The organism is Rhodoferax sp. (assembly GCF_014859475.1).
GTDB lineage: Bacteria > Pseudomonadota > Gammaproteobacteria > Burkholderiales > Burkholderiaceae_C > Rhodoferax.
On sequence record NZ_JACUUE010000028.1, the window covers coordinates 1 to 23,765 of the forward strand.

The window sequence follows — 23,765 nt, forward strand, 5'->3', positions numbered from 1 at the left end:
AATCAGTTCAATGCCTTATCGAAGTTTTCAAGCGGTCAACTGAGGAATCTAGGTTGAATCAGTTGGGGTCAAAGCAACAATTTCTTGATCGGCGCGGGCAAGCCGAGCCGGGCCAGTTGCGCGGCGTCCACCCATTGCCCCTCAATCGGCAGCATGTGCCGGTTCTGTAACCGGATCAGCGCCGGGTGCAGGTACAGGTCTTTGTGGGTCAGCACATGCTTGAACGGCGGAAGGTCTTGCAGCGCTGACTCTTGCGGCTGCCCCAGCACCGCCTGCAATGCTTGCCGGTCCTCGAACAGGGGCAGGCAATACAAGCCCGCCCAGACGCCGGGAGTGGGCCGCTGGCTCAGCCAGACGGCACCATCTTCAGCGATCGCCCATAACAGCCAGATCGACTGGGCGCTGCGTTTGAGTTTGCGTGACTTGACCGGGAATTTCTCGGGCGAACCCAAAGCCCGGGCCACACAGCGCGTCGCCAGCGGGCAAGTCATACACGCCGGATTTTTACTGCTGCACAGCGTCGCCCCCAAGTCCATCATGCCCTGGGTGTAGCACGCCATGTCGCGCATCACATGCCCGCTGGGCAACAGCTGTGTGGCGTGCTCCCACAAGCTGCGCTCGTGCGCCGCCTGCGCCAGGTCACCAGCAAAACCAAGATAGCGCGTCAGCACCCGCTTGACATTGCCATCAAGGATGGCCACCCGTTCGCCAAAGCACAGCGCGGCAATGGCTGCGGCCGTGGAGCGGCCAATGCCCGGCAGGGTCTGCAATTGCTGCGCGGTGCGTGGATAGGTGCCACCGTGCAGGCGCATTACCTCCTGCGCGCAGCGGTGCAGGTTGCGCGCGCGGCTGTAGTAGCCCAGGCCAGCCCACAGATGCAGCACCTCGTCCAGCGGCGCTTGCGCCAGCGCCTGCACGTCGGGAAAACGCGCAAGAAAGCGTGCAAAGTAGGCCTGCACCGTGACCACCTGCGTTTGCTGCAGCATGATCTCGGAAAGCCAGACGCGGTAAGGGTCTTGCGTGTTTTGCCAGGGCAAATCGTGGCGCCCCGCATGGGCTTGCCAGCGCACCACTTGCGATGCCAGAAAGCCGTCCATCAGAAAAATCTCACAACAAGCATGTCAGGGCTTTTGGCAGGTGGCGCAATAAAAGCTGGCGCGCTGGCCCTGCTTGAGCAGGCGCACCGGGCTGGCACAAACATGGCAGGGCAAGCCGGCGCGGCCATAAACCATGGTCTGCAACTGGAAATACCCGGCCTGGCCGCTGGCACTGGAGAAATCGCGCAGCGTGCTGCCGCCCAGCGCCACCGCCTGGCCCAACACTTGCACGATGGCCGCATGTAGGCGCGCCGCCCTGGACCGGTTCAGCCTGGCCGCGCGCACCGTGGGGCGAATACCGGCCAGAAACAGCGCCTCAGAGGCATAGATATTACCCACGCCCACCACCGCCTCACCAGCAAGCAGCACCGACTTGATGGCGCTCTGGTGGCGCTTGAGCTGCGCCTGGAACTGCACCAGATCAAACGCATCCGACAAGGGCTCCGGCCCCAGGTGGCCCAGCAGCTTGAGCGCTTGCGGGTCGTCCAGGCTGTCAACATAAACCACAGCGCCAAAGCGGCGCGGATCGTGCAGACGCAAGGTGCCCAGCGAAGTGACCAGATCAAAATGGTCGTGCGCGCCCGCAGCAGGCAAAACCGGGGCAAAACGCAAGCTGCCCGACATGCCCAAGTGCACCAGCACCAGTCCATGATCCAGGCCGATCAACAAATACTTGCCACGCCGCCCCACCGACAGCACCCGGCGGCCGACCAGCCATTCTGGCGCGCACCCCAGCGGCCAGCGCAGGGGCTTGCCCAAACGCACCGTCTGCACGGTGGCGCCCTCAATGGCATGGGCGAAACTGCGCCGGGTGACTTCAACTTCGGGTAATTCAGGCATTGCCTTCTTCTTATCTGACGGACATGAATTATTATGACCAAATGCGTCAACACTTCCGTCTCCTATTGCCCCTGCTGCTGGCTTGCAGTGCCAGCGTCCAGGCCCAAACGGCGGCTGCGCCCGGAACACCTGCCCATAGCTCAGCCCTCGACAGTGCGCTCTTTTACCAATTGCTGCTCGGCGAACTGAACGCCCAGGCGCAAGAGCCCGCCGCTGCTTTTTCCTTGCTGCTCGATGCCGCGCGTCAAACCGGCGACGAAGCACTTTTCAGGCGAGCGGTGCAAATTGCGCTGCGCGCGCGCTCGGGTGACTCCGCACTCCAGGCAGCCAAGGCCTGGCAAGAGGCCCTTCCTGCTTCGCTGGATGCCAGCCGCTATGTCCTGCAGATTCTGTTGAACCTGAATCGACTGGCGGAAACTCAGGAGCCGCTCAAACGCTTGCTGGCGCTGACGCCCCAGACAGAACGTGTGGACACGATCTGGGCCATTCCCCCTCTTTACGAGCGCGCCAGCGACAAGCAATTGGCAGTCTCGGTGGTGCAAAAAGCCTTGGCATCCAGAATGTCAGATCCTGCCCTGGGTGCCACCGCCTGGGCCACGCTGGGCCGCATGTGGGTCGCCGCCGGCGACACGTCGAAAGCCTTGCATGCCGCCGAAAAAGGGCAAACTTTTCTCGTTCACCAGGATCACCCGGCGTGGTTGGCCCTGACCCTGATGCGAGCCAACGTGGACAAGGCCGAGTACCTGGTCAAGAACCATTTGGCAAACACCCCCAGCACGGATTTTCGTATGGCTTACGTGCAAACCCTGCTGCTGGCCATGCGCAACGCCGAAGCCAACGCAGAACTGCGCAACATCAACCAGCAGCAGCCCGACTATGCCCCGGCCTGGTTGATGCAGGGGGCGATACATCTACAAATGCGCCAATGGGACACCGCGGAAAGCCATTTTTTGCATTACCTCGAGCTGATGAATGCACCCGCACAGACACGCGCTGACGCTCAGGCACCCCGGGGTCTGTCGCAGGCCTACTTGTCGCTGGCACAAATTGCAGTGCAACGCAAAGACCTGCCGCAAGCCCAGGACTGGCTGCAACGCGTCAATCACCCCGACGACCTGTTGGCGGCACAACTCAAGCGCGCCAGTCTGATGGCCAGGCAGGGCATGATTGAAGAAGCGCTGGCATTGATCGACAGTCTGCCTGAAAAATCGCACACCGACATTCAACTCAAGCGCAGCACCGCGGTGGAAATTCTGCGCGACCAAAAGCAGTTCGCCCGTGCCCGCAGACTGCTTGAAGCGGCCCTGGCCGACAAGCCGAGCGACACCGACATTCTTTACGACCTGGCCATGCTGGCTGAAAAAATGGGCGATATTGCAGAAATGGAACGACTGCTGCGGCAATTGATCACCGCCAAACCGGACGATGCGCAAGCCTACAACGCCCTGGGCTATGCGCTGGCTGACCGCAATTTGCGCTTGCCCGAGGCCCGGCAACTGATAGAAAAAGCATTGGCGCTCGCACCCGGTGACCCCTTTATTCTGGACAGTCTGGCCTGGGTGGCTTTTCGCATGGGGCAGAACCAGGAAGCGCTTGATTTGCTGCGCAGCGCTTACAGTCAAAGACCCGACACCGAGATAGCGGCCCATCTGGGCGAGGTATTGTGGGTCAGCGGGCAGCACGATGAGGCGCTGCAAATCTGGCGCGAAGGCCACCAAGCCAATCCCGACAACGAGACCATGACAGAAACACTGCAACGTTTGCGCGTCACACTGTGAGGCAGCGCTTTGCATCTCTGCTGCTGGGCCTGTTGACGCTTTTTTTGGTGTTTGGCTGCGCCGCTCCCCGGACCATCCCGGGTGGTGCCGATATCCCGAGCTGGAATGGGCGCTTGGCGGTGCGCGTGCAAGCCACTGAATCGCTCGCATCCCAGGCCTTTTCGTCAACTTTTGAACTGCAGGGCCAGCCGCAACAAGGGCAATTGCACTTTTACACGCCCTTGGGCAGCACGGCGGCGGCCATTGTCTGGTCGCCCGAACGGGCACAAATTCAAACCGGCAGTGACATCCAGTATTTCAGCGACATCGATGCCTTGATCGCCCGTGTGCTGGGCACACCCGTGCCGGTGTCGGCACTGTTCGCCTGGTTGGCGGGCGACCCGACAAGCATGGACGGTTGGCAGGTGGATCAGTCGCAATTCCCCCATGGCAAAATTACGGCGCGTCGCACCAATCCCGCGCCCCAGGCTGAAATACGCGTCATTCTCGAACCCTGAACGCTAGTAGTTCGTTTCATCAAAAAGGTTGCAAAATGAAATCGATGAATTTTTCAGGCTGGCTAGGCGCGAGGAGGCGACATAGCCGTAGCTATGGCAACGACGAGCAACAACGCCAGGATGGAAAAGACACGATTTCATGTAAGCGTTTTGGTGAAACGGACTACTAGATGAAATCCCTCTTTGATGTCCCGGCCCCGGCCAAACTCAATCTGTTTTTGCACATCGTTGGCCGCCGCTCCGACGGCTACCATTTGCTCGAATCTGCATTCATGCTGATCGACTGGTGCGACACCCTGCACTTCGACTTGCGCGCCAACCGTGCCATCAGCCGCGAAGACCTGACCACGCCGCTGCCCGCCGACGACCTGATCGTGCGCGCCGCGCGCGCCTTGCAAACCCTCAGCGGCACACCGCACGGCGTTCACATCGGCATTGCCAAACACATTCCGGAGCAGGCCGGGCTGGGCGGCGGCTCGTCTGATGCGGCCTCGACCCTGCTGGCGCTCAACCGTCTATGGGGGCTCGGGCTGAGCCTGGCGCAACTCCAGCAAGTCGGCCTGCAACTGGGCGCCGACGTACCCTTTTTTCTCAATGGCCACAATGCGTGGGTGAGCGGCATTGGCGAACAAATGACGCCCATCACGCTGCCACCTGCCCGTTTTGTGGTGCTCAAACCTGGCGACGGTCTGCAGACCGCAAGAATTTTTTCACATCCAGCCCTGAATAGAGACACCAAAACCGCTACAATCTTGGACTTCGCTGCAGACGCATTTGACTTTGGTCGAAACGACTTGCAGCCTGTTGCAGAGCTACTTTGCCCCTCTGTGACGCAAGCACTTTCCTGGTGCGGCGCGCATGGGTTGAATGGCAGAATGACAGGCTCCGGAAGCGCGGTTTTCGCGCGGATTGAGGAAGATTTTGAAATGGGCAATAAAGCCGGTTTCCTGATCAAAGAATGCCGGAATTTGGCAGTTCATCCCCTTCAGGGCTGGGCTGCACAATGAGTTATCGGTTGAGCATGTTTCATGTTCAACCCGCGTAGGGGAGTCGCCAAGTTGGTTAAGGCACTGGATTTTGATTCCAGCATGCGAAGGTTCGAATCCTTCCTCCCCTGCCAAAAATTTACACATGTCCGAATGTGACATGCAATTAGCGATTCATAAGTTGGGATTTCCATGCACGCCGATCAAACTCCTGATTTCATGGTTTTTACAGGCAATGCCAATCCCGTCCTTGCCAATGACATTGCCCATTACCTGCACATCAACCTCGGCGATGCAGAGGTAGGGCGCTTCTCTGACGGCGAAGTCACCGTCGAGATCAAACAAAACGTGCGCGCCCGTGATGTCTTTGTGGTGCAAAGCACCTGCGCACCCACCAATGAAAACCTGATGGAGCTGCTGATCATGGTGGATGCTCTCAAACGGGCCTCCGCCGAGCGCATCAGCGCCGTCATTCCTTACTTTGGCTATGCCCGCCAGGACCGCCGTCCGCGCTCAAGCCGGGTGCCAATTTCAGCCAAGGTGGTGGCCAACATGCTGCAGGCCGTGGGCGTGGCCAGGGTGCTGACCATGGACCTGCATGCCGACCAGATTCAGGGCTTCTTTGACATCCCTGTTGACAACATTTATGCCTCACCCGTGTTACTCGGTGACCTGCGGCAAAAAAACTACGATGACCTGATCGTGGTGTCGCCCGACGTCGGTGGTGTGGTGCGCGCCCGGGCGCTGGCCAAGCAACTCAACTGCGACCTGGCCATTATCGACAAGCGCCGCCCCAAGGCCAATGTCAGCGAAGTGATGCATGTGATCGGCGAAATCGAAGGCCGCAACTGCGTCGTCATGGACGACATGATCGACACCGCAGGCACCTTGGTCAAGGCTGCCGAGGTGCTGAAAGAGCGTGGCGCCAAAAAGGTGTATGCCTATTGCACGCACCCCATTTTTTCAGGTCCAGCCATCGATCGCATCACCAGTGGCGCGGCCCTGGACGAGGTGGTGGTCACCAACACCATTCCCTTGTCCCCCGCTGCATTGGCATGCCCCAAGATTCGCCAGCTCAGCGTGGCACCACTCATTGGCGAGACCATTCAGCGCATCGCCAAGGGCAAATCGGTGATGAGTTTTTTTTCTGATCAGGAAAATCTTTTCTGATCGGATTTCAAGTCGCCGGTGCCGCCGTCAAAGGTGCCCGGCTTTTTCAATCAGGGTGCCATTGGTCGCGGTGGGCCCTTCCAGGAGTCAGTTATGAAATTTACCGCTTTTGAGCGTTCCAAGCAGGGCACGGGTGCGAGCCGCCGTCTCCGCATTTCCGGGCGCACGCCCGGCATCGTCTATGGCGGCGCCACGCCCCCCCAACTGATCGAAGTCGATCACAACGCCCTGTGGCACGCGCTGAAAAAAGACGCGTTCCACTCCAGTGTATTGACGATGGAAATTGGCGACACCAGCAGCCCGGTCTTGCTGCGCGATGTTCAGGTTCATCCGTTCAAGCAACTCGTCTTGCACGTGGACTTTCAACGTGTGGATGCCACCACCAAACTGCACATGAAGGTGCCATTGCACTTTTTCGGTGATGAAAACTCGCCAGCCGTCAAAACAGAAGGCTGCATTGCCAACCACGTGATCAGTGAAATTGACGTGCTGTGTCTGCCGGCAGACCTGCCCGAGTTCATCAAGGTTGACTTGAGCGGCCTGCGCAAGGGTTCCTCCCTGCACCTGGCTGAAATCAGCCTGCCCAAGGGCGTGTCAGCGGTCAAACACGGCAGCGACAAAAACCCGGTGGTGGTTTCTGTGGTGGTCGTCGCTGGCGCCGAGCCTGTTGCAGCTGCTGATGAACCAGCTGCAGAAGAAGAGGCCAAACCGGCCGCAAAAGCCGCTAAAAAATAAGTCTGTCAGTGCTTGTCACAAGGGGCTCACCACGGTGAGCCCTTTTTTGTGTGCAGTTGCTAGTAGTCCGTTTCACCAAAACGCTTACATGAAATCGTGTCTTTTCCATCCTGGCGTTGTTGCTCGTCGTTGCCATAGCTACGGCTATGTCGCCTCCTCGCGCCTAGCCAGCCTGAAAAATTCATCGATTTCATTTTGCAAGCTTTTTGATGAAACGAACTACTAGATAATGCCGCCATGATCAGACTTTTTGTTGGGCTCGGCAATCCGGGGCCGGAATACGAACAAACCCGCCACAACACCGGATTTTGGTGGCTCGATGCGGTAGCGCGCGAGCTCAAGGTCAATTTGGCACCAGAGAAAAGCTACCAAGGTCTGGTCGCACGCACCAGCGCTCATGGCCAGTCTGTCTGGCTGCTGGCGCCGCAAACTTTCATGAATTTAAGCGGCAAATCAGTGGCCGCACTGGCCAATTTTTTCAAGATCACGCCGCAGGAAATCCTCGTCGCCCACGACGACCTGGACATTGCTCCGGGTGAAGCCAAACTCAAGCTGGGCGGCAGCCACGCTGGCCACAATGGCCTGCGCGACATCCATGCCCAATTGGGCAGCGACCAGTACTGGCGGCTGCGTTTGGGCATTGGCCACCCAGGCAACAAGGCAGAAGTGCTGCACTGGGTCCTCAAAAAACCGTCGCTGGACCACCGCATCGCCATCGATCAGACCATCGATCGCGCGCTCAAGGCGCTGCCGTATTTCTTGTCGGGCGACATGGCGCAGGCCACACGTCTGGTGCATACCAGCAAACCGCCCCGACCCAACAAACCCAAACCAGCCGTTCCCCCCGCATTGACAACCCCAGTCAGCGGCGCGTGATATTCTTTGCCCAGCTTCCACCCTTAAGGGAGCAAGGGGAATCCTGATGCAAAAACCGCACTGGCAAGCTTTAGCCATGATCGCTGGCGTTGCTCTGACGTGGCCGGCTCAAGCCCAGACTATTTACCGATGCGGCAACGCCTACAGCCAGCTCCCCTGCCCGGGCGCCGTGCCCCTGGAACTCAACGACGCGCGCCTGCCTGAACAAAAATTACAGACCGATGCAGCTGCCATCACCGATGCCCGGCTCGCCAACGCCATGGCGCAGCAACGTCTGGCAGAAGAACAGCGCCAATTGGCGAACAACCAGCCCGTACCCCAAGGCGCCGCAAGCGCCCCAGCCAAGCCACTCGCCAAGGCCGTGGGCACAAAAAAACAAAAACAGAAAAAGCCCAAAGTAAAAAAACGCGCTTCGCCAGCGCAAAAGTAGCGGCGGTTGAAAGCCGGGAGGCTCGTCACAAGCAAGCCATCAGCTGCGTGCCTTCAAGCCGAAGGAACAGCCGCCTTTTGTGCCTGCAGGCGCCGGTACTTCTGCCACAGGGTTTCCTTGTCTTCGACAAAATCCGGGTTGACCGGAATGCAGTTCACCGGGCACACCTGCACGCATTGCGGCTCGTCAAAATGACCGACGCATTCGGTGCATTTGCGCGGGTCGATTTCGTAGATTTCCTGCCCCATGTAAATGGCATCATTGGGGCATTCGGGCTCGCACACATCGCAGTTGATGCATTCGTCAGTGATCCACAGGGCCATAAGCGCAATCGGGCAAAAGTGATAAGGCCCAGATTTTAAAAGTTTGGCTTATTCCGTGACGTCAGCATTGACTTGCTCTGCGCTCTTGACGATCATCACCGGCACAGCGGCGGCATGCAGCATCTCGTTGGAGACTGAGCCCAGCAGCGCGCTGCGCAGGGCGCTGGTGCCACTGGCGCCCATCACCACCAAATCGCAATCGTAATTTTCCAGAATATCCACCAGCGTATGCGCCGGGTCGCCAGAGGCCACTTCCACCTCGTACACCAGACCCGCCGCATCGAGCAGCGCCTGCGCGGCTTGCAGGGTGTTGGCCCCGGCAGCTGCGCTGACCTGCTCGATCACCTGCGGGTCGTGCGCGACCATCAGTTCATACAGGCTGGCGGGCTCCTGCACATTGGCCAGCACCACGCTGCTCTGCAGGCCATCTGCGACCATGCGAATGACAAAACGCACCGCTTCCAGGGCCACGGCCGAGCCATCAAAAGGCAACAAAATCTTCATGTTTTTCTCCAGAAATTCAGGTTTTAGCGCTCAGACTACGCACTTTTTCAAGTAACCGCTGATTGACAGCGGGCGAGACAAATTTATCTACTTCACCGCCGAGCGTGGCGATTTCACGCACAAAAGTGCTGGAAATGAACTGGTATTTGTCGCCAGGCGTCAAAAACACCGTTTCAACACCGGGCATCAGGCTGCGGTTCATACCGGCCAGTTGAAACTCATAATCAAAGTCGGTCACGGCGCGCAGGCCGCGCACCATTGCCTTGGCCCCGCACTTGACCACGAAGTCGCGCATCAAGCCGTCAAAACTTTCCACTGTCGCATTGGGATAGGCCTTGACCGCCTCACGCGCCATGTCGATCCGCTCGGTCAGTGAAAACATGGCCTTTTTGTGGTGACCGGCCGCCACCGCCACAATCACCTGCTCAAACAGCTGGGCGGCACGACGCACCACGTCTTCGTGGCCCAGCGTGATCGGATCAAAGGTACCCGGATAGACGACGATCAGATCATTGGCCATGGCAAAGAGTGGACTGAAGTTGACATCGTGGCATTATCAACCCGCTTGGGCTGCGTCGATGCGTCTGAGCAAATGTGCATGAACCAGGCCCGCCCTGAGGTAGCGATGCTGCTGCAAACCCAAGCCCTGCAACTCGGAATCAAGCCAGCGTCTGGGGGATTCCAGATAAACGAAGCCAGCCGCCGCCAGCGCGGGCGCGGCCGCCTGCACGGCCGACTCGAACAGAGCCGAGTCAAACGGCGGATCCAGCAAAATCAGCTCCAGGCTGCCTGGTGCGGCATGGCGCAGTGCCGCCAGCGCGTCACCGCGAGTCACCTGCACCGCCGTCGCCTTGAGTTGCTCCTGCACGCGTTTGATTTGTGCCACCAGCGCGGCATCCTGCTCCACCAGCAACACCTGGGCCGCACCGCGCGAAGCCGCCTCAAAACCCAGCGCGCCGGTGCCGGCAAAGGCGTCCAGACAGCGCCAGCCGCTCAGGTCCTGACCGAGCCAGTTGAACAGGGTTTCACGCACCCGGTCGGGCGTTGGCCGCAAACCGGGCTTGTCGGCTACCGGCAACTTGGTGCGCTTGTACTGGCCGCCGATGATGCGCACTTCGTGGCTTTGCACAGCGCGCGGGCGGGGCGTGCGGGCATCTCGGGGTTTGGCTGGGCTTGGGGTTCGCTTCATGCGCCGCATCTTACCTGCGGGGCACTGGTTTCACTGCGCGTTTGCGCCCGGGCCACCCAGCACCACGGTCACCATCCGGTCGGGCTGCAGCTTGCGCTGGAAGGCTGAACGAATGTCTGCCACGGTGAGCTTTTGCACGCGCTGCGCCCAATTGTCCAGATAGTCCAGCGGCAAGTTGTTCCAGGCGATGTTGGCCACGTTGTCGAGCAGCTTGCGGTTGCTGTCCAGGCGCAGCGCAAAACCGCCAATCAGGTTGTCTTTGGCGGCCTGGAGCTCTGCCTCGGTGGGTCCGTCGGCAACAAAACGGGTCACCACATCGCGCGCGACTTGCAGCGCCTGATCCGCCTGGTCCGGGCGGGTTTGCAAGCCAATGGTGAAAGCACCAGCATGCAGGCCTGGCGCAAAGTAGCTGTAAACGCTGTAGCTCAGGCCGCGCTTTTCACGCACCTCGGTGGTCAGGCGTGACACGAAACCACCGCCGCCCAGAATGTAATTGCCAACCAGCAGGGCAAAAAAATCAGGGTCGTTGCGCTTGTAGCCGGGCTGGCCCAGCAGCACATGGGCCTGTGCCGAGTCAAACGCGATGCGCTGCTCGCTGGCCTGACTCAGCGGCGCAACCTCGGCCACAGCATGCAGCGCCGGGCAAGGGGATGCTGCGGCGGGCGAGGCCTGCGGCGACACCAGCCTGGCGAGCAATTGCGTCACCAGCGCATCGGCCTGGGCGCGCGTCAACGCACCCACCAGCGATACCTTGGCGCGGCATGGTTGAACTGACTGGCGATACAGCTCGGCCATGTGTGTCACCTCGATGCGCTTGAGGCTGTCCTCGGTGGTCTCAAACCCGTAGGGATGCGCACCATAGACAGCCTGATCAAAAGCGCGCTGTGCCAGCGTGGCCGGGCGCGTGTTGGCCTCCTTGATGGCGGCGCTCATGGTTTCGCGCTCGCGCTGCCAGATGTCTGCGGGAAAGGCCGGCGCAGCCAGTTGACGTGCCGCCAATTGAACTGCTTTGGCGAGCAAATCCGGGTAGGTGAGCGAGCGCAGGGCAAAGCTCATGCGGTCGCTGCTGGCGTGGCCGCCAAAGCTGGCACCCAAATCGGCCCAGGCCTCGCCCAGCGCGTTTTCATCCAGCGCCGGCTCACCGCGCGCCGAATTGGCCAGCACGCCCATGCCGCTCATGCTGGCCGTGGCTTGGGCCAGGCCAGCCTGGTCAGCGGGGTCGCGGCGGCTGCCAGCATCAAAGTCGATCTGCACATCGACCATCGGAATGGCGTGGCTTTGCACCAGAAACACCTGCGCGCCACCGGGCTGGGTCCAGTGTTCGATGGCAATGGCTGCCACAGCGGAATGCAGGCAAACAAGACTGGTGACGACTGTCGCCAAAACGTGATTGGCTATTTTTTTCAGACTGATCATGGGTGTCATTCAATGGCTGTTTCAATGCCGGGCGCCCGCTGAGGCGGTGCGTGACTTGTGTTCCTGGTTCAGGGGCTGGGGCAGCAAGCGGGCCACGGTCAACTGATCGTCGCCAAAGTATTTGGCCGCCACCGCCTTGACCTGGTCTGCCGTCACGGCACGCAAGCGCTGGATCAGACGTTCATTGGCATCGAGCGGCTGGCCCTGGACCCAAGCGGTGCCAAGTTCACGCGCCTGGTTGAACACCGAGTCGAGCTTGTACACCGCACTGGCCACCCACTGGGTTTTGACCCGGTTGAGTTCTGCCTCGGTCACGCCCTCTGCGGCAACGCGCGCCACTTGCTCGCGCAGCGCGGTCTCCACCTGTTCAGCAGTCTTACCCTGGGCTGGAATGGCCGACAGCGTGAACAATTGCGGGCCGCGGCCCCACAGGCCGTTGTCAGCCCCGGCGCTGTCGGCCACGCGGTTGGGGCCCTGAGTCAGGGCACGCTCCAGGCGGGCGCCGCTGTAGCCGTCGAGCACGGCAGACAGCACGGTCAGTGCCAGCGCATCGTCCTCATCAGGCCCGCCGTCGAAGGATTGGAATGACGGTACTTTGTAGGCCAGCGTCACCAGCGCCTGCTCGGCCGGTGCCTTGAACGTCATGTGTTTGATGCCCGTTTGCACCGGCTCTTCGCGCGGCTTGCGCTCGGGCAAGGCCCGGCCCGGGATGCTGCCATAGAATTTTTCGGCCAGACGACGCACCTCGGCCACATCGACATCACCAGCCACCACCACCGCGGCGTTGGCGGGCACGTACCAGCGCTGATAAAAGGCGCGGGCATCGTCGGGCTTCAGGGCTTCCAGGTCGCTCATCCAGCCGACGATGGGGCGGCGATACGGCGAGGCCACAAACACTGTGGCCTTGAGCGCCTCATACATCAGTGCCCGCGGGTTGTCCTCGGTGCGCATGCGGCGCTCCTCCTTGACCACTTCAAGCTCTTTTTTGAACTCTTCATCGGGCCATTGGTTGTGCGCGAAGCGGTCGGCCTCGAGCTGCATCACGTCGGCCAGCCGGGCGGCCGGGATTTGCTGGTAGTAGCCGGTGTAGTCTAGGCTGGTGAAGGCGTTGTCACGGCCACCCAAGGCGGCCACACGGCGCGAAAATTCGCCAGCAGGCACGCTCGGCGTGCCCTTGAAGAGCATGTGCTCGAGCAAGTGCGCCACGCCCGACGTACCATCAACTTCGTCCATCGACCCCACGCGCAGCCACAGCATGTGCACCGCCGTGGGGGCGCGCCGGTCGGGCTTGACGATCAAGCTCATGCCGTTGGCCAGCGTGAACTGCTGAGCCTGCACTGGCAGCGATTCAGGCGCGACGGCCGCCTGGGCAGCGGCGGTTGCCAGAGTTGTCCAGAGCAACAAAGCAGCAGCCCATCGGGTCATGCCACGGTGTAAAAAAGCAGGTGCGTTGTGTTTCATAGAATGCAGTGATACCACGATCTCACCAAATGTTCAGTTTTTTCAAAAAAAAACCCCCTGTTCCGCCCCCAGCCATCACCCCGGAGATGCCTGAAACGCTGGCCCCACCCGCTTCGATGCCGGCGGCCGCGTCCGCGCAGACCGCGGTGCTGCCGCCTGTTGCGGTGACGGAACCCGCGCCGGCCCCGGCAAGGAAATCCTGGATCGACAAACTCAAGACCGGGCTGCGCAAGACCGGCGCCAGCATTGCCACCGTTTTCACAGGCACGCAGATCGACGATGCGCTCTATGAAGACCTGGAAACCGCGCTGCTGATGGCCGACACCGGGGTCAAGGCCACCGAACATTTGCTGCAAGACCTGAAACGCCGCGTCAAAGACAGCAAAACCACCGACCCGGCGGCCGTCAAGGGCTTGCTGGTGGCATCGCTTACCGAGCTGCTGGCACCACTGCAAAAGTCGCTGGTGATTGGCCGCTTCAAACCCACCGTGATCATGGTCGCGGGTGTCAATGGTGCCGGCAAAACCACCTCCATCGGCAAGCTCACCCGGCATCTGGCTGCCAGCCAGGCCAGCGTGCTGCTGGCCGCTGCCGACACCTTCCGCGCGGCGGCGCGTGAACAGCTCGGGGTGTGGGCCGACCGCAGCGCGGTTGACATCATCAGCCAGGACGGCGGCGACCCGGCGGCCGTGGCTTTTGACGCCGTGAGCGCCGGCAAGGCGCGTGGCCGCGACGTGGTGCTGGTGGACACCGCCGGGCGCCTGCCAACCCAGTTGCACCTGATGCAGGAGCTGCTCAAGATCAAGCGCGTGATTCAAAAAGCCGGGCCAGCCCAAGACACTGCGGGCCGGTCCGCTGGCGCAGATGACAAAGAAGCAGCCGTGCTCGCCACGCCGCCGCATGAGGTGCTGCTGGTGATTGACGGCAACACCGGCCAGAACGCGCTCACGCAGGTGAAGGCGTTTGATGACGCGCTGGGCTTGACCGGCCTGATCGTGACCAAGCTCGACGGCACCGCCAAGGGCGGCGTGCTGGCGGCCATCGCGCGCGAGCGCCCGGTGCCGGTGTATTTCATCGGCGTGGGCGAAAAGCTGGAAGACCTGGAAACCTTCAACGCCCGCGAATTTGCCCAGGCGCTACTCTCATAACGTGATTTTTTGTAACCCACACCATCCGACCCACATGACCGCATCGCTCCCCCACATCCAGATTGAAACCGCCCCCAACCCGTCTGCCGCCGTAATCTGGCTGCATGGCCTGGGCGCTGACGGAGGCGACTTTGCAGGATTGGTGCCCGAGCTCGACCTGTCGGGCTGCCCTGCCATCCGCTTCATCTTTCCGCACGCCCCGAGCATGCCGGTCACCATCAACGGCGGCTATGTCATGCCCGCCTGGTACGACATTCGCGGCGCAGACCTGACCAGCCGCCAGGACGAGGCCGGCATTCGTGCCTCGGAGCAAGCCATCCAGGCGTTGATAGCGCACGAAATCGCGCGCGGCATACCTGCCAAAAACATCGTGCTGGCGGGTTTTTCACAGGGTTGCGCCATGGCGCTGCACACCGGACTGCGCTTTCCGCAGGCGCTGGCCGGCATCATGGCGCTGTCGGGCTACCTGCCGCTGGCCGAGCACTTTGCCGCCGAGCGCGACCCGGCCAACGCCAACACCCCCATTTTTATGGCGCATGGCAACCAGGACCCCGTGGTGGACCCGGCGCGCGGCGCAGCCAGCCGCGACCTGCTGACCCGACTGGGCTACCCGGTGCAATGGCACAGCTACCCGATGCCGCACAGCGTGCACCCGCGTGAGGTGGCCGATATCGCCGTCTTTTTGACCCAGGTGCTGGCCCCGGAAGTGGCCTGAAAGCAAGCCCTGCGCCTGCTGCTTTGCCCAGCCAGCGCAAATTTGCCTTGAAAAAAGTGAAAATAGACCTTGCTTCGCTGAAAGAGGTGCTTGCGGTCAGCAACGATTAACTTAACCTTTCAAGATCTTATGGCAACCGAAAAAAAATCCGTCAAGGAAATTGTCTTTGAGTGGGAGGGCAAGGACCGCAACGGCAAGCAGGTGCGCGGCGAAACGCGTGCGGCAGGCGAAAACCAGGTGAAATCTTCCTTGCGCCGCCAGGGCATCATGCCCACCAAGATCAAAAAAAGGCGCATGAGCGCGGGCAAAGCCATCAAGCCCAAGGACATGGCCATTTTCACGCGCCAACTCGCCACCATGATGAAAGCGGGCGTGCCGCTGCTACAGGCTTTTGACATTGTCGGCCGCGGCAACCCCAATCCGAGCGTGACCCGGCTGCTCAACGACATCCGCAACGACGTCGAAACCGGCACCTCGCTGAGCGTGGCCTTTCGCAAGTACCCGCTGTACTTCGACAACCTGTATTGCAATCTGGTCGAGGCCGGCGAAGCCGCCGGTATCCTGGACCAGTTACTCGACCGGCTGGCGGTTTACATGGAAAAAACCGAGGCCATGAAATCCAAGATCAAATCGGCCCTGATGTACCCCATCTCGGTGCTGGTGGTGGCTTTTGTGGTCACCGCAGTGATCATGATTTTTGTGGTGCCGGCATTCAAGGAAGTGTTTTCCAACTTCGGGGCCGACCTGCCCGCCCCGACCCTGATGGTGATTGCCATCAGCGAGATTTTTGTGCAGTACTGGTGGCTGATTTTTGGCGGCATCGGCGGTGGTCTTTATTTCTTCATGCAGGCCTGGCGGCGCAGCAAAAAAATGCAGCTCGTGATGGACCGCATCATGTTGAAATTGCCCATTTTCGGGGTCCTTGTTGAAAAATCATGCATCGCCCGCTGGACGCGCACGCTGTCCACCATGTTTGCTGCCGGCGTGCCGCTGGTCGAGGCACTGGACTCGGTGGGCGGCGCGTCTGGCAACTCGGTATATGAAATGGCCACGGTCAAAATTCAGCAGGAAGTCTCCACCGGCACGGCACTCACGCAGGCCATGACCAACGCCAACCTGTTCCCGTCGATGGTGCTGCAAATGTGTGCCATCGGCGAAGAATCAGGCTCCATCGACCACATGCTGGGCAAGTCAGCCGACTTTTTCGAGTCGGAGGTGGACGACATGGTGGCCGGCATTTCGAGCCTGATGGAGCCCATCATCATCGTGATTCTGGGCACCGTCATCGGCGGCATCGTGGTCGCCATGTACCTGCCCATCTTCAAGCTCGGACAGGTGGTCTGATGAGCGCGCAAGCCATGGACGCCGGCCTGCTTGGCATATTGGGGCTGCTCATCGGCAGTTTTCTCAACGTGGTCATTTACCGCCTGCCGGTCATGCTCGAGGCCCAGTGGAAGGCCGAATGCGCCGACCTGCAGGGCCAGACCCCGCCCGATAGCCCCGCCTTCAATCTGCTGGTACCACGCTCGCGCTGCCAAAGCTGCGGCCACCAGCTCAGTTGGTACGAAAATATTCCGCTGCTAAGCTATTTGGTGTTGCGCGGGCGCTGCGGCCATTGCAAGGCGGGCATCAGCCTGCGCTACCCAATGGTTGAACTCGTTACCGGGCTGCTGTTTTTGTGGTGTGGCTGGCAGTGGGGCGTCAGTGCCACCGCGTTGGTTTGGTGCGCCTTTTGCGCCGCCTTGCTGACGCTCACCCTGATCGATTGGGACACCACGCTGTTGCCCGACGACCTGACGCTGCCGCTGCTGTGGGCCGGGCTGGCCTGTGCCGCACTGAACCTGACCGCGACCAGCCTGCCCGATGCTTTCTGGGGCGCCGTGGGCGGCTATGGGTCGCTCTGGCTGGTCTATTGGGCCTTCAAGCTGGTCACCGGCAAGGAGGGCATGGGTTATGGCGACTTCAAGCTCTTTGCCGCGCTGGGGGCCTGGTTTGGCTGGCAGGCGCTCGTTCCCATCATCCTGATGGCCTCTGTGATCGGTGCCGTGGTGGGCATCGCCATGAAGTTCGCCAAGAACCTGCGCGAAGGCGGCTATGTGCCGTTTGGCCCATTTTTGTCACTGGCCGGCCTCACCGCCATGGTGATCGGACCCAATGCCATTCTCAAAGCTGTCGGGTTGTAGCTTGTGGCGGCACCGTTTCATGTCGGACTGACCGGCGGTATTGGCAGCGGCAAAAGTACCGTGGCTGCGCTGTTGGCCGGGCTCGGGGCCGCCGTCATTGACGCCGATGCCATCGCCCGCCAGCTCACCGCCCCGGGCGGCGCCGCCATCGAGACCATTGCCGGGCAATTTGGCGCTGACTTCATCACCGCGCAGGGGGCGCTGGACCGCGACCGGATGCGCGAGCTGGCCTTTGCCGACCCCGCTGCCAAAAGGCAACTCGAAGCCATCATCCACCCGCTGGTGGGGCAGGAAACCTGGCGCCAGGCCAGCGCGGCCCGGGCAGCCGGTCATGCCTGTCTGGTTTTTGATGTGCCCCTGCTGGTGGAATCAGCCACCTGGCGCCAAAAGGTGGACCATGTGCTGGTGGTGGACTGCCTGGCTGAAACCCAGATCGCGCGCGTCATGGCGCGCAATGCCATGACGCGCCCGGCGGTCGAGGCCATCATGGCCAACCAAAGCCAGCGCCTGCGCCGTTTGCAGACCGCCGACAGCGTGATCTTCAATGACAGTTTGTCGCTTGCGGATTTGCGCCTGGAAGTGGCGGCCCTGGCGCCGCGCTTCAGGCTATCATTACCCTTTACGACCTGACCGATTATTAGCGTGATCCTCTACGAATTCCCATTGCAAGAACGCATTCGCACCTATTTGCGACTGGAGCATCTTTTCATCCAGCTGCAACAATTGTTGCAGCGGGTGGAGGCCATAGATCACCACTTTGCGCTGGCAACCCTGTTCGAGATTCTCGAAGTCAGCACGCGCTCCGACCTCAAATCCGATCTGCTGAAAGACCTGGACAAACAAAAACACACCCTCGACAGCTACCGCGGCAACCCGGCCATTGCCGAGTCGGTGCTCGACGAGGTGATCGGGCAACTCGACCAGCGCTTTGAAGCCATCAACAGCCTCACAGGCAAAATTGGCCAGCCCTTGACCGAAAACGAATGGCTCATGGCCATTCGCAGCCGCATCGCCATCCCGGGCGGCACCTGTGGCTTCGATTTGCCCTCCTACCACGCCTGGCAGCACAAGCCCACTGAAGTCAGGCAGGCGCAGTTGCAGCAATGGGCCCTGCCCCTGAAGCCCATGGCCGACACCGTGCACCTGTTGCTCAAATTGTTGCGCGACTCCGGCGCACCGCAAAAGGTCATCGTCAACAACGGGCAGTTGCAGCAAAGCCTGCCGCAAGGACGCACTTTTTTGTTGCTGCGCCTGGCGATCGACGAAGCGCTTGACATGGTGCCCGAAATCAGCGGCAACCGGCTGATGGTGTCGGTGCGGCTGACGCATCAAGGCGAAGACAATCGACAGCAGACCGTCACCGAAGATGTCAGTCTGGAACTGGCCTTGTGCGCATGAGCCAGCCCGCCGCTCAAACCACCCTGCCCACCAAAATCGTCACCTGCCCGACGTGTGGCGGCCTCAGCGTCTATGCCGCCGCCAACCGCTACCGCCCGTTCTGCTCGCAGCGCTGCAAGCAGATCGACCTGGGCGCCTGGGCCAGCGAGCAGTTTGCCGTGCCTGCCGTAAAGCCCCCTGAAGATTTTTTGCCTGAATAGACCCGCTTTAAGTGCCGCGTTCTTCGGCCAGCCACTGCAGCACCGGCACCGTGCCGGGCAATACCGGGCTGACCGACACCGGCAGGCGCTGCCAGGCAAACGACTGGGCTTCGCGCATTTGCAACTCACCCGACCAGGCCCACACCTTGCAAAAATGCAGGCGCACCAACGCGTGCGGGTAGTCCACCAGTTCCTGCCGCCAGGGTTCAATGCGGTCAATGTGAATGCCAAGCTCTTCGTACAACTCACGTTGCAGCGCCTGCTGCACCGACTCGCCTGGCTCGAACTTACCACCGGGAAATTCCCAGTAACCGGCATAGACCTTACCCGCTGGGCGCGACGTCAGCAAAAAATCGCCGTCCGGGCGAATCAGCACACCGACCGCCACATCGACCACGGTGCGGTTAACCCCTCCCTGGCGCGGCTCGGCAGCATCGGCCACCAGTGGCGTCGCGGTGTCGCCTGTGTTCATGAAAACAGTGCGTGCTGGCCGGCATAGTCACGGGCAAACTGGTAGGCCACGCGGCCGCTGCGCGAACCGCGCTCCAGCGCCCACACCAGCGCTTGCGCCCTTGCCGACTCTATGGCAGCTGCCGGTACCCCAAAGGATGCCAGCCACTGGGCCACGATGGTCAGGTACTCGTCTTGTGAGAACGGGTAAAAACTGACCCACAGGCCGAAACGCTCCGACAGCGAAATTTTCTCCTCGACACCCTCGCCCGGATGCACCTCACCGTCAGCCGTGTGGGTGTAGCTGAGGTTTTCCTTCATGTACTCGGGCAACAGGTGACGCCGGTTGCTGGTAGCGTAAATCAGCACATTGGCGGTGGTGGCGGCCACCGAGCCGTCCAGGATCGACTTGAGCGCCTTGTAGCCGGGCTCGCCTTCGTCAAAACTCAGGTCGTCGCAAAACACGATGAACTTGAAGGGCTGCTCCGACACCAGATCGACAATGTCTGGCAGGTCGGTCAAATCGGCCTTGTCCACCTCGATCAGGCGCAGGCCCTGCTCGGCAAATTCGTTCAGGCAGGCGCGAATCAACGACGATTTGCCGGTGCCGCGCGCGCCCGTCAGCAGCACATTGTTGGCCGGTTGACCGCTGACAAACTGACGGGTGTTGCGCTGGATTTTTTCTTTTTGCGGCTCGATTTCCTTCAGGTCAGTCAGCGCCATGGCGCCGACATGGCGCACCGGCTCCAGCGTGGCGCGGCCGGAACTGCGCTTGCGGTACCTGAACGCGCTCGATGCACGCCAGTCGGGCTGGCTTGGCGGCTGCGGCAGCACCGATTCGATGCGGGAGATGAGCTGCTCGGCACGTTGCAGCAGGTGCTCGAAACTCGCATTCATGAGCGGTAATCGGCGTTGATTGAGACGTAGTCGTGGCTCAGGTCACACGTCCAGACCGTGTCACTGGCATCGCCCCGGCCCAGCAAGACGCGCACCGTGATCTCGGCCTGCTGCATGACGCGCTGGCCGTCTTCCTCGCGGTAATCGGGGTTGCGCCCGCCTTTGACAGCCACTAGCACGTCGCCCAGGTACAGGTCGATGCCGGTCTGGTCCAGGTCGGTAATGCCGGCATAACCGACGGCCGCCAGAATACGGCCCAGATTGGGGTCGCTGGCAAAAAACGCCGTCTTGACCAGCGGCGAATGCGCAATGGCATAGGCCACCTGGCGGCACTCGGCCTGCGTTTTGCCACCTTCAACCTGCAGCGTGATGAACTTGGTGGCGCCCTCGCCGTCGCGCACGATGGCTTGCGCCAACTGGCGCGCCACACCCAGCATGGCGGCCTTGAGCGCCTGGCCCGCCGGGCTGTCCAGCGCCGTGATGGGCGCGTGTGCCGCCTGGTGGGTGGCAATGACCACGAACGAGTCGTTGGTCGAGGTGTCGCCATCGACCGTGACGCGATTGAACGAGCCCTCGGCCAGCTCGGTGGCCAGTTGTTTCATCACGCTCTGGCTAATGCAGGCGTCGGTGGCCAGGAAGCCCAGCATGGTCGCCATGTTGGGGCGAATCATGCCGGCGCCCTTGCTGATGCCGGTGATGCTGACGCGCTTGCCGTCAATCATGAGCTGCGCGCCAAACGCCTTGGGCACGGTGTCGGTGGTCATGATGGCTTGGGCAGCGCGCAACCAGTTGTCGGGTTTGGCATCGGCCAGTGCGGCATCCAACCCAGCCTCGATGCGCTCAACCGGTAGGGTTTCCATGATGACGCCAGTCGAAAACGGCAACACTTGCTGTTTGTCGAAACCGAGCCTGCTGGCCAGCGCCTGACAAGTGAGGGTCGCTCGCGCCAGACCATCTTCGCCGGTGCCGGCATTGGCATTGCCGGTGTTGATGACCATGGCACGAATGCCCTGGTCGCTGGCCAAGTGTTCGCGGCAGAGTTGCACCGGCGCGGCGCAGAACCGGTTTTGCGTGAACACGCCGGCCACCGAGGCACCCGCATCGAGCAGCACCACGGTCAGGTCTTTGCGATTGGCCTTGCGGATGCCGGCTTCGGTAACGCCGATGCGCACACCGGCAATCGGGAACAACTCGGCCGGGTTGGGGGCAGACAGATTGACGGACATGGCGGATGCCTCCTCAAGCCAGCTTGCCGTGGCAGTGCTTGTATTTCTTGCCGCTGCCACAGGGGCAGGGTTCGTTGCGGCCCACGCGCGGCACCACCACCGGCATGGTGGTTTCGTCCACCTTGATTTCAACCGCGCCGGTCTCGGTGGGCGCGGTGTAGGTGACGTTGCTGATGCGCTCGGCGCGGCTTTCCAGATCGGCGGCAGCGGCAGCCGCCTCTTCGTTGGACTGGATACGCACCGTCATGAGAATTTTGGTGACTTCGTTCTTGACCGCATCAAGCATCTGGCCAAAGAGCTCGAAGGCCTCGCGCTTGTACTCCTGCTTGGGCTGCTTCTGGGCGTAGCCGCGCAGGTGAATGCCCTGGCGCAAATAATCCAGCGCACTCAGGTGGTCGCGCCAGTTGCTGTCGATGGTTTGCAGCAGCACCATACGCTCGAACTGGGTAAAGTTTTCAAGCCCGACCATGGCGACTTTCTCGTCGAACACGGTGTTGGCATGATTGCGCACGGTGTCCAGAATGTCGTGGTCGGTGATGGCGCTGGCGGCGTTCACCTGATGCTGCAGAGGCAAGGTCATCTGCCACTCATCGGACAAAACCCGCTCCAGCGCCGGCAAATCCCACTGCTCTTCGACCGATTCAACCGGCACATACTGGCGCACCAGGTCTTCAAAGCAGCCTTCGCGCAGCGACTGGATTTGCGCCGACAGGTCGGTCGCATCCAGAATCTCGTTGCGTTGCTGGTAGATCACCTTGCGCTGGTCGTTGGCCACGTCGTCGTATTCGAGCAATTGCTTGCGCATGTCGAAGTTGCGCGCTTCCACCTTGCGCTGAGCGCTCTCGATGCTGCGCGTCACCATGCCCGCTTCGATGGCTTCGCCTTCGGGCATTTTGAGCTTGTCCATGATCGCCTTGACGCGCTCACCGGCAAAAATGCGCATCAGCGCGTCGTCCAGGCTCAGGTAAAAGCGCGACGAGCCGGGGTCGCCCTGGCGCCCCGAGCGGCCGCGCAACTGGTTGTCGATGCGACGCGACTCATGGCGTTCGGTGGCGATGATGCGCAGGCCGCCCAGCGAGGTCACCAACTCGTGGTCTTTGGCCCACTGGGCATTCACGGCATCAAGCTGCTGCTGCTTCTGAGCGGCATCGAGCGACTCGTCGGCCTCGATGGCCTCCAGGGTTTTGCTGATGTTGCCACCCAGCACGATGTCGGTGCCACGGCCCGCCATGTTGGTGGCGATGGTGACCATCTTGGCGCGACCCGCCTGCGCCACGATGTCGGCCTCGCGCGCGTGCTGTTTGGCGTTAAGCACCTGGTGCGGCAGCTTTGCTTTCTCCAGCAACTCGGCAATGATCTCGGAATTCTCGATGGAGGTGGTGCCCACCAGCACCGGTTGGCCGCGCTCATAACACTCGCGAATGTCTGCAATCGCAGCGTCGTATTTTTCTTTGGTGGTCTTGTAAACGCGATCCAATTGGTCGTCGCGGCGGCTGGGCTTGTTGGGCGGCATCACCACCGTCTCGAGGCCGTAAATTTCCTGGAACTCGTAGGCCTCGGTGTCGGCGGTGCCGGTCATGCCGGCCAGCTTGCCGTAGAGCCTGAAGTAATTCTGGAACGTGATCGACGCCATGGTCTGGTTTTCGGGCTGGATCGCCACGCCTTCCTTGGCTTCCACCGCCTGGTGCAGGCCTTCGCTCCAGCGCCGCCCGCTCATCAGGCGCCCGGTGAACTCGTCCACAATCACCACCTCGCCGCCCTGCACCACGTAATGCTGGTCGCGCAAGTACAGGTGGTTGGCCCGCAGCGCGGCGTACAAATGGTGCATCAGCGTGATATTGGCCGGATCGTACAGGCTCGCGCCCTCGGCCAGCAGGCCGATTTCGGACAGAATGCGCTCGGCGTTTTCATGGCCGCGCTCGGTCAGAAATACCTGGCGGGTTTTTTCGTCGAGCGTGAAGTCGCCCGGCTTGGTGATACCCTCGCCGGTGTGCGGGTCGGCCTCGCCCTCTTGTTTTTCGAGCTGCGGCACGATGCGGTTGATGGCCACATACAAATCGGTCTGGTCTTCGGCCTGGCCACTGATGATGAGCGGCGTGCGCGCCTCGTCGATCAAAATGGAGTCCACCTCATCGACGATGGCGTAGTTCAGGCCACGCTGCACCCGGTCGCCGGCCTCATAGACCATGTTGTCGCGCAGGTAGTCAAAGCCGTATTCGTTGTTGGTGCCGTAGGTGATGTCGGCG

General features: G+C 61.2%; 26 protein-coding genes and 1 tRNA gene. 15 read left to right on the plus strand and 12 right to left on the minus strand.

Annotated features, from left to right (window positions below):
* Positions 1–68: 68 nt before the first annotated feature.
* Both mutY and mutM read right to left on the minus strand, forming a co-directional pair.
* Positions 69–1,097, minus strand: a complete 1,029-nt coding sequence (gene mutY, locus IBX54_RS04510) for an A/G-specific adenine glycosylase (RefSeq protein ID WP_296541471.1) — start codon at positions 1,095–1,097, stop codon at positions 69–71.
* A gap of 24 nt (positions 1,098–1,121) precedes the next feature.
* The gene (mutM, locus tag IBX54_RS04515; RefSeq protein WP_296541472.1) at positions 1,122–1,937 is read right to left on the minus strand and encodes a bifunctional DNA-formamidopyrimidine glycosylase/DNA-(apurinic or apyrimidinic site) lyase; all 816 of its coding nucleotides are present in this window, start codon (positions 1,935–1,937) and stop codon (positions 1,122–1,124) included.
* A 23-nt stretch (positions 1,938–1,960) separates the two neighbouring features.
* Between mutM and IBX54_RS04520 the strand changes: the two genes are divergently transcribed.
* From IBX54_RS04520 to IBX54_RS04555, 8 genes are all read left to right on the plus strand, one after another.
* Positions 1,961–3,715: a tetratricopeptide repeat protein gene (locus IBX54_RS04520; protein ID WP_296541473.1), complete on the plus strand. Its 1,755-nt coding sequence runs from the start codon at positions 1,961–1,963 to the stop codon at positions 3,713–3,715.
* Between the two features lie 32 nt (positions 3,716–3,747).
* Positions 3,748–4,212 carry a lipoprotein insertase outer membrane protein LolB gene (locus IBX54_RS04525; RefSeq protein ID WP_296541474.1) on the plus strand — a complete coding sequence of 155 codons (465 nt, stop codon included), beginning with the start codon at positions 3,748–3,750 and terminating at the stop codon, positions 4,210–4,212.
* Between the two features lie 170 nt (positions 4,213–4,382).
* Positions 4,383–5,219 (plus strand): 4-(cytidine 5'-diphospho)-2-C-methyl-D-erythritol kinase, encoded by an 837-nt coding sequence (ispE, locus tag IBX54_RS04530; protein WP_296541475.1) that lies wholly within the window; start codon positions 4,383–4,385, stop codon positions 5,217–5,219.
* A gap of 36 nt (positions 5,220–5,255) precedes the next feature.
* Positions 5,256–5,332 (plus strand) — tRNA-Gln (locus IBX54_RS04535).
* A 58-nt stretch (positions 5,333–5,390) separates the two neighbouring features.
* Complete coding sequence (locus tag IBX54_RS04540) at positions 5,391–6,368, plus strand: ribose-phosphate pyrophosphokinase (protein WP_296541476.1); 978 nt, start codon at positions 5,391–5,393, stop codon at positions 6,366–6,368.
* A 93-nt stretch (positions 6,369–6,461) separates the two neighbouring features.
* Positions 6,462–7,103, plus strand: a complete 642-nt coding sequence (locus IBX54_RS04545; RefSeq protein ID WP_296541477.1) for a 50S ribosomal protein L25/general stress protein Ctc — start codon at positions 6,462–6,464, stop codon at positions 7,101–7,103.
* Between the two features lie 237 nt (positions 7,104–7,340).
* A complete protein-coding gene (gene pth / locus IBX54_RS04550) occupies positions 7,341–7,979 on the plus strand; it encodes an aminoacyl-tRNA hydrolase (RefSeq protein WP_296541478.1) in 639 nt (212 codons plus the stop codon).
* Between the two features lie 76 nt (positions 7,980–8,055).
* The gene (locus tag IBX54_RS04555) at positions 8,056–8,409 is read left to right on the plus strand and encodes a hypothetical protein (RefSeq protein ID WP_296541479.1); all 354 of its coding nucleotides are present in this window, start codon (positions 8,056–8,058) and stop codon (positions 8,407–8,409) included.
* A gap of 53 nt (positions 8,410–8,462) precedes the next feature.
* Here the strand turns inward: IBX54_RS04555 and IBX54_RS04560 are convergent, their stop codons facing one another.
* Genes IBX54_RS04560 through IBX54_RS04585 form a run of 6 tightly spaced genes read right to left on the minus strand, consistent with a single transcriptional unit; the run spans position 8,463 to position 13,146 of the window.
* On the minus strand, positions 8,463–8,732 hold the full coding sequence (locus IBX54_RS04560; RefSeq protein WP_296541480.1) for a YfhL family 4Fe-4S dicluster ferredoxin: 270 nt from the start codon (positions 8,730–8,732) through the stop codon (positions 8,463–8,465).
* A gap of 48 nt (positions 8,733–8,780) precedes the next feature.
* A complete protein-coding gene (locus IBX54_RS04565; RefSeq protein WP_296541481.1) occupies positions 8,781–9,236 on the minus strand; it encodes a universal stress protein in 456 nt (151 codons plus the stop codon).
* A gap of 16 nt (positions 9,237–9,252) precedes the next feature.
* The gene (coaD, locus tag IBX54_RS04570) at positions 9,253–9,756 is read right to left on the minus strand and encodes a pantetheine-phosphate adenylyltransferase (RefSeq protein ID WP_296541482.1); all 504 of its coding nucleotides are present in this window, start codon (positions 9,754–9,756) and stop codon (positions 9,253–9,255) included.
* Between the two features lie 36 nt (positions 9,757–9,792).
* Positions 9,793–10,425: a 16S rRNA (guanine(966)-N(2))-methyltransferase RsmD gene (rsmD, locus tag IBX54_RS04575; protein ID WP_296541483.1), complete on the minus strand. Its 633-nt coding sequence runs from the start codon at positions 10,423–10,425 to the stop codon at positions 9,793–9,795.
* Positions 10,426–10,455: 30 nt separating this feature from the next.
* Entirely contained in the window at positions 10,456–11,841 is a 1,386-nt protein-coding gene (locus IBX54_RS04580; RefSeq protein WP_296541495.1) for a pitrilysin family protein, read from the minus strand.
* A 21-nt stretch (positions 11,842–11,862) separates the two neighbouring features.
* A complete protein-coding gene (locus IBX54_RS04585) occupies positions 11,863–13,146 on the minus strand; it encodes a pitrilysin family protein (protein WP_296541496.1) in 1,284 nt (427 codons plus the stop codon).
* Between the two features lie 185 nt (positions 13,147–13,331).
* Between IBX54_RS04585 and IBX54_RS04590 the strand changes: the two genes are divergently transcribed.
* From IBX54_RS04590 to IBX54_RS04620, 7 genes are all read left to right on the plus strand, one after another.
* A complete protein-coding gene (locus IBX54_RS04590) occupies positions 13,332–14,450 on the plus strand; it encodes a signaling recognition particle receptor family protein (protein ID WP_296541484.1) in 1,119 nt (372 codons plus the stop codon).
* 34 nt (positions 14,451–14,484) lie between these two features.
* Complete coding sequence (locus IBX54_RS04595; protein WP_296541485.1) at positions 14,485–15,165, plus strand: dienelactone hydrolase family protein; 681 nt, start codon at positions 14,485–14,487, stop codon at positions 15,163–15,165.
* A gap of 129 nt (positions 15,166–15,294) precedes the next feature.
* Entirely contained in the window at positions 15,295–16,509 is a 1,215-nt protein-coding gene (locus IBX54_RS04600) for a type II secretion system F family protein (RefSeq protein WP_296541486.1), read from the plus strand.
* The gene (locus IBX54_RS04605) at positions 16,509–17,348 is read left to right on the plus strand and encodes an A24 family peptidase (RefSeq protein ID WP_296541487.1); all 840 of its coding nucleotides are present in this window, start codon (positions 16,509–16,511) and stop codon (positions 17,346–17,348) included. The genes IBX54_RS04600 and IBX54_RS04605 overlap by 1 nt, the downstream gene beginning before the upstream one ends.
* Positions 17,349–17,351: 3 nt before the next feature.
* Positions 17,352–17,978 (plus strand): dephospho-CoA kinase, encoded by a 627-nt coding sequence (gene coaE, locus IBX54_RS04610; protein ID WP_296541488.1) that lies wholly within the window; start codon positions 17,352–17,354, stop codon positions 17,976–17,978.
* A 12-nt stretch (positions 17,979–17,990) separates the two neighbouring features.
* A complete protein-coding gene (zapD, locus tag IBX54_RS04615) occupies positions 17,991–18,746 on the plus strand; it encodes a cell division protein ZapD (RefSeq protein ID WP_296541489.1) in 756 nt (251 codons plus the stop codon).
* Entirely contained in the window at positions 18,743–18,946 is a 204-nt protein-coding gene (locus IBX54_RS04620; RefSeq protein ID WP_296541490.1) for a DNA gyrase inhibitor YacG, read from the plus strand. Before zapD ends, IBX54_RS04620 begins: the two co-directional genes overlap by 4 nt.
* 7 nt (positions 18,947–18,953) lie before the next feature.
* On the opposite strand, the gene IBX54_RS04625 is transcribed toward IBX54_RS04620, so the two are convergent.
* The 4 genes from IBX54_RS04625 to secA form a co-directional block, all read right to left on the minus strand.
* Complete coding sequence (locus tag IBX54_RS04625) at positions 18,954–19,418, minus strand: NUDIX domain-containing protein (protein ID WP_296541491.1); 465 nt, start codon at positions 19,416–19,418, stop codon at positions 18,954–18,956.
* Positions 19,415–20,293: an ATP-binding protein gene (locus IBX54_RS04630; protein WP_296541492.1), complete on the minus strand. Its 879-nt coding sequence runs from the start codon at positions 20,291–20,293 to the stop codon at positions 19,415–19,417. Before IBX54_RS04630 ends, IBX54_RS04625 begins: the two co-directional genes overlap by 4 nt.
* Positions 20,290–21,519 (minus strand): bifunctional glutamate N-acetyltransferase/amino-acid acetyltransferase ArgJ, encoded by a 1,230-nt coding sequence (gene argJ, locus IBX54_RS04635; protein WP_296541493.1) that lies wholly within the window; start codon positions 21,517–21,519, stop codon positions 20,290–20,292. The genes IBX54_RS04630 and argJ overlap by 4 nt, the downstream gene beginning before the upstream one ends.
* A 13-nt stretch (positions 21,520–21,532) precedes the next feature.
* The coding region (gene secA, locus IBX54_RS04640) for a preprotein translocase subunit SecA (RefSeq protein WP_296541494.1) at positions 21,533–23,765 on the minus strand (2,233 nt) is incomplete at its 5' end.

Excerpts from the sequence above, each read along its gene's own strand:
- IBX54_RS04625 (WP_296541491.1), bottom strand. The coding sequence starts at position 19,418 with ATGAACACAGGCGACACCGCGACGCCACTGGTGGCCGATGCTGCCGAG.
- IBX54_RS04595 (WP_296541485.1), top strand. The coding sequence starts at position 14,485 with ATGACCGCATCGCTCCCCCACATCCAGATTGAAACCGCCCCCAACCCG.
- argJ (WP_296541493.1), bottom strand. The coding sequence starts at position 21,519 with ATGTCCGTCAATCTGTCTGCCCCCAACCCGGCCGAGTTGTTCCCGATT.
- coaD (WP_296541482.1), bottom strand. The coding sequence starts at position 9,756 with ATGGCCAATGATCTGATCGTCGTCTATCCGGGTACCTTTGATCCGATC.
- IBX54_RS04520 (WP_296541473.1), top strand. The coding sequence starts at position 1,961 with ATGAATTATTATGACCAAATGCGTCAACACTTCCGTCTCCTATTGCCC.
- IBX54_RS04540 (WP_296541476.1), top strand. The coding sequence starts at position 5,391 with ATGCACGCCGATCAAACTCCTGATTTCATGGTTTTTACAGGCAATGCC.
- IBX54_RS04630 (WP_296541492.1), bottom strand. The coding sequence starts at position 20,293 with ATGAATGCGAGTTTCGAGCACCTGCTGCAACGTGCCGAGCAGCTCATC.
- IBX54_RS04560 (WP_296541480.1), bottom strand. The coding sequence starts at position 8,732 with ATGGCCCTGTGGATCACTGACGAATGCATCAACTGCGATGTGTGCGAG.
- IBX54_RS04565 (WP_296541481.1), bottom strand. The coding sequence starts at position 9,236 with ATGAAGATTTTGTTGCCTTTTGATGGCTCGGCCGTGGCCCTGGAAGCG.
- IBX54_RS04545 (WP_296541477.1), top strand. The coding sequence starts at position 6,462 with ATGAAATTTACCGCTTTTGAGCGTTCCAAGCAGGGCACGGGTGCGAGC.
- IBX54_RS04600 (WP_296541486.1), top strand. The coding sequence starts at position 15,295 with ATGGCAACCGAAAAAAAATCCGTCAAGGAAATTGTCTTTGAGTGGGAG.
- IBX54_RS04580 (WP_296541495.1), bottom strand. The coding sequence starts at position 11,841 with ATGATCAGTCTGAAAAAAATAGCCAATCACGTTTTGGCGACAGTCGTC.
- IBX54_RS04555 (WP_296541479.1), top strand. The coding sequence starts at position 8,056 with ATGATCGCTGGCGTTGCTCTGACGTGGCCGGCTCAAGCCCAGACTATT.
- rsmD (WP_296541483.1), bottom strand. The coding sequence starts at position 10,425 with ATGAAGCGAACCCCAAGCCCAGCCAAACCCCGAGATGCCCGCACGCCC.
- IBX54_RS04605 (WP_296541487.1), top strand. The coding sequence starts at position 16,509 with ATGAGCGCGCAAGCCATGGACGCCGGCCTGCTTGGCATATTGGGGCTG.
- pth (WP_296541478.1), top strand. The coding sequence starts at position 7,341 with ATGATCAGACTTTTTGTTGGGCTCGGCAATCCGGGGCCGGAATACGAA.
- IBX54_RS04620 (WP_296541490.1), top strand. The coding sequence starts at position 18,743 with ATGAGCCAGCCCGCCGCTCAAACCACCCTGCCCACCAAAATCGTCACC.
- IBX54_RS04585 (WP_296541496.1), bottom strand. The coding sequence starts at position 13,146 with ATGAGCTTGATCGTCAAGCCCGACCGGCGCGCCCCCACGGCGGTGCAC.
- IBX54_RS04590 (WP_296541484.1), top strand. The coding sequence starts at position 13,332 with ATGTTCAGTTTTTTCAAAAAAAAACCCCCTGTTCCGCCCCCAGCCATC.
- ispE (WP_296541475.1), top strand. The coding sequence starts at position 4,383 with ATGAAATCCCTCTTTGATGTCCCGGCCCCGGCCAAACTCAATCTGTTT.
- mutM (WP_296541472.1), bottom strand. The coding sequence starts at position 1,937 with ATGCCTGAATTACCCGAAGTTGAAGTCACCCGGCGCAGTTTCGCCCAT.
- mutY (WP_296541471.1), bottom strand. The coding sequence starts at position 1,097 with ATGGACGGCTTTCTGGCATCGCAAGTGGTGCGCTGGCAAGCCCATGCG.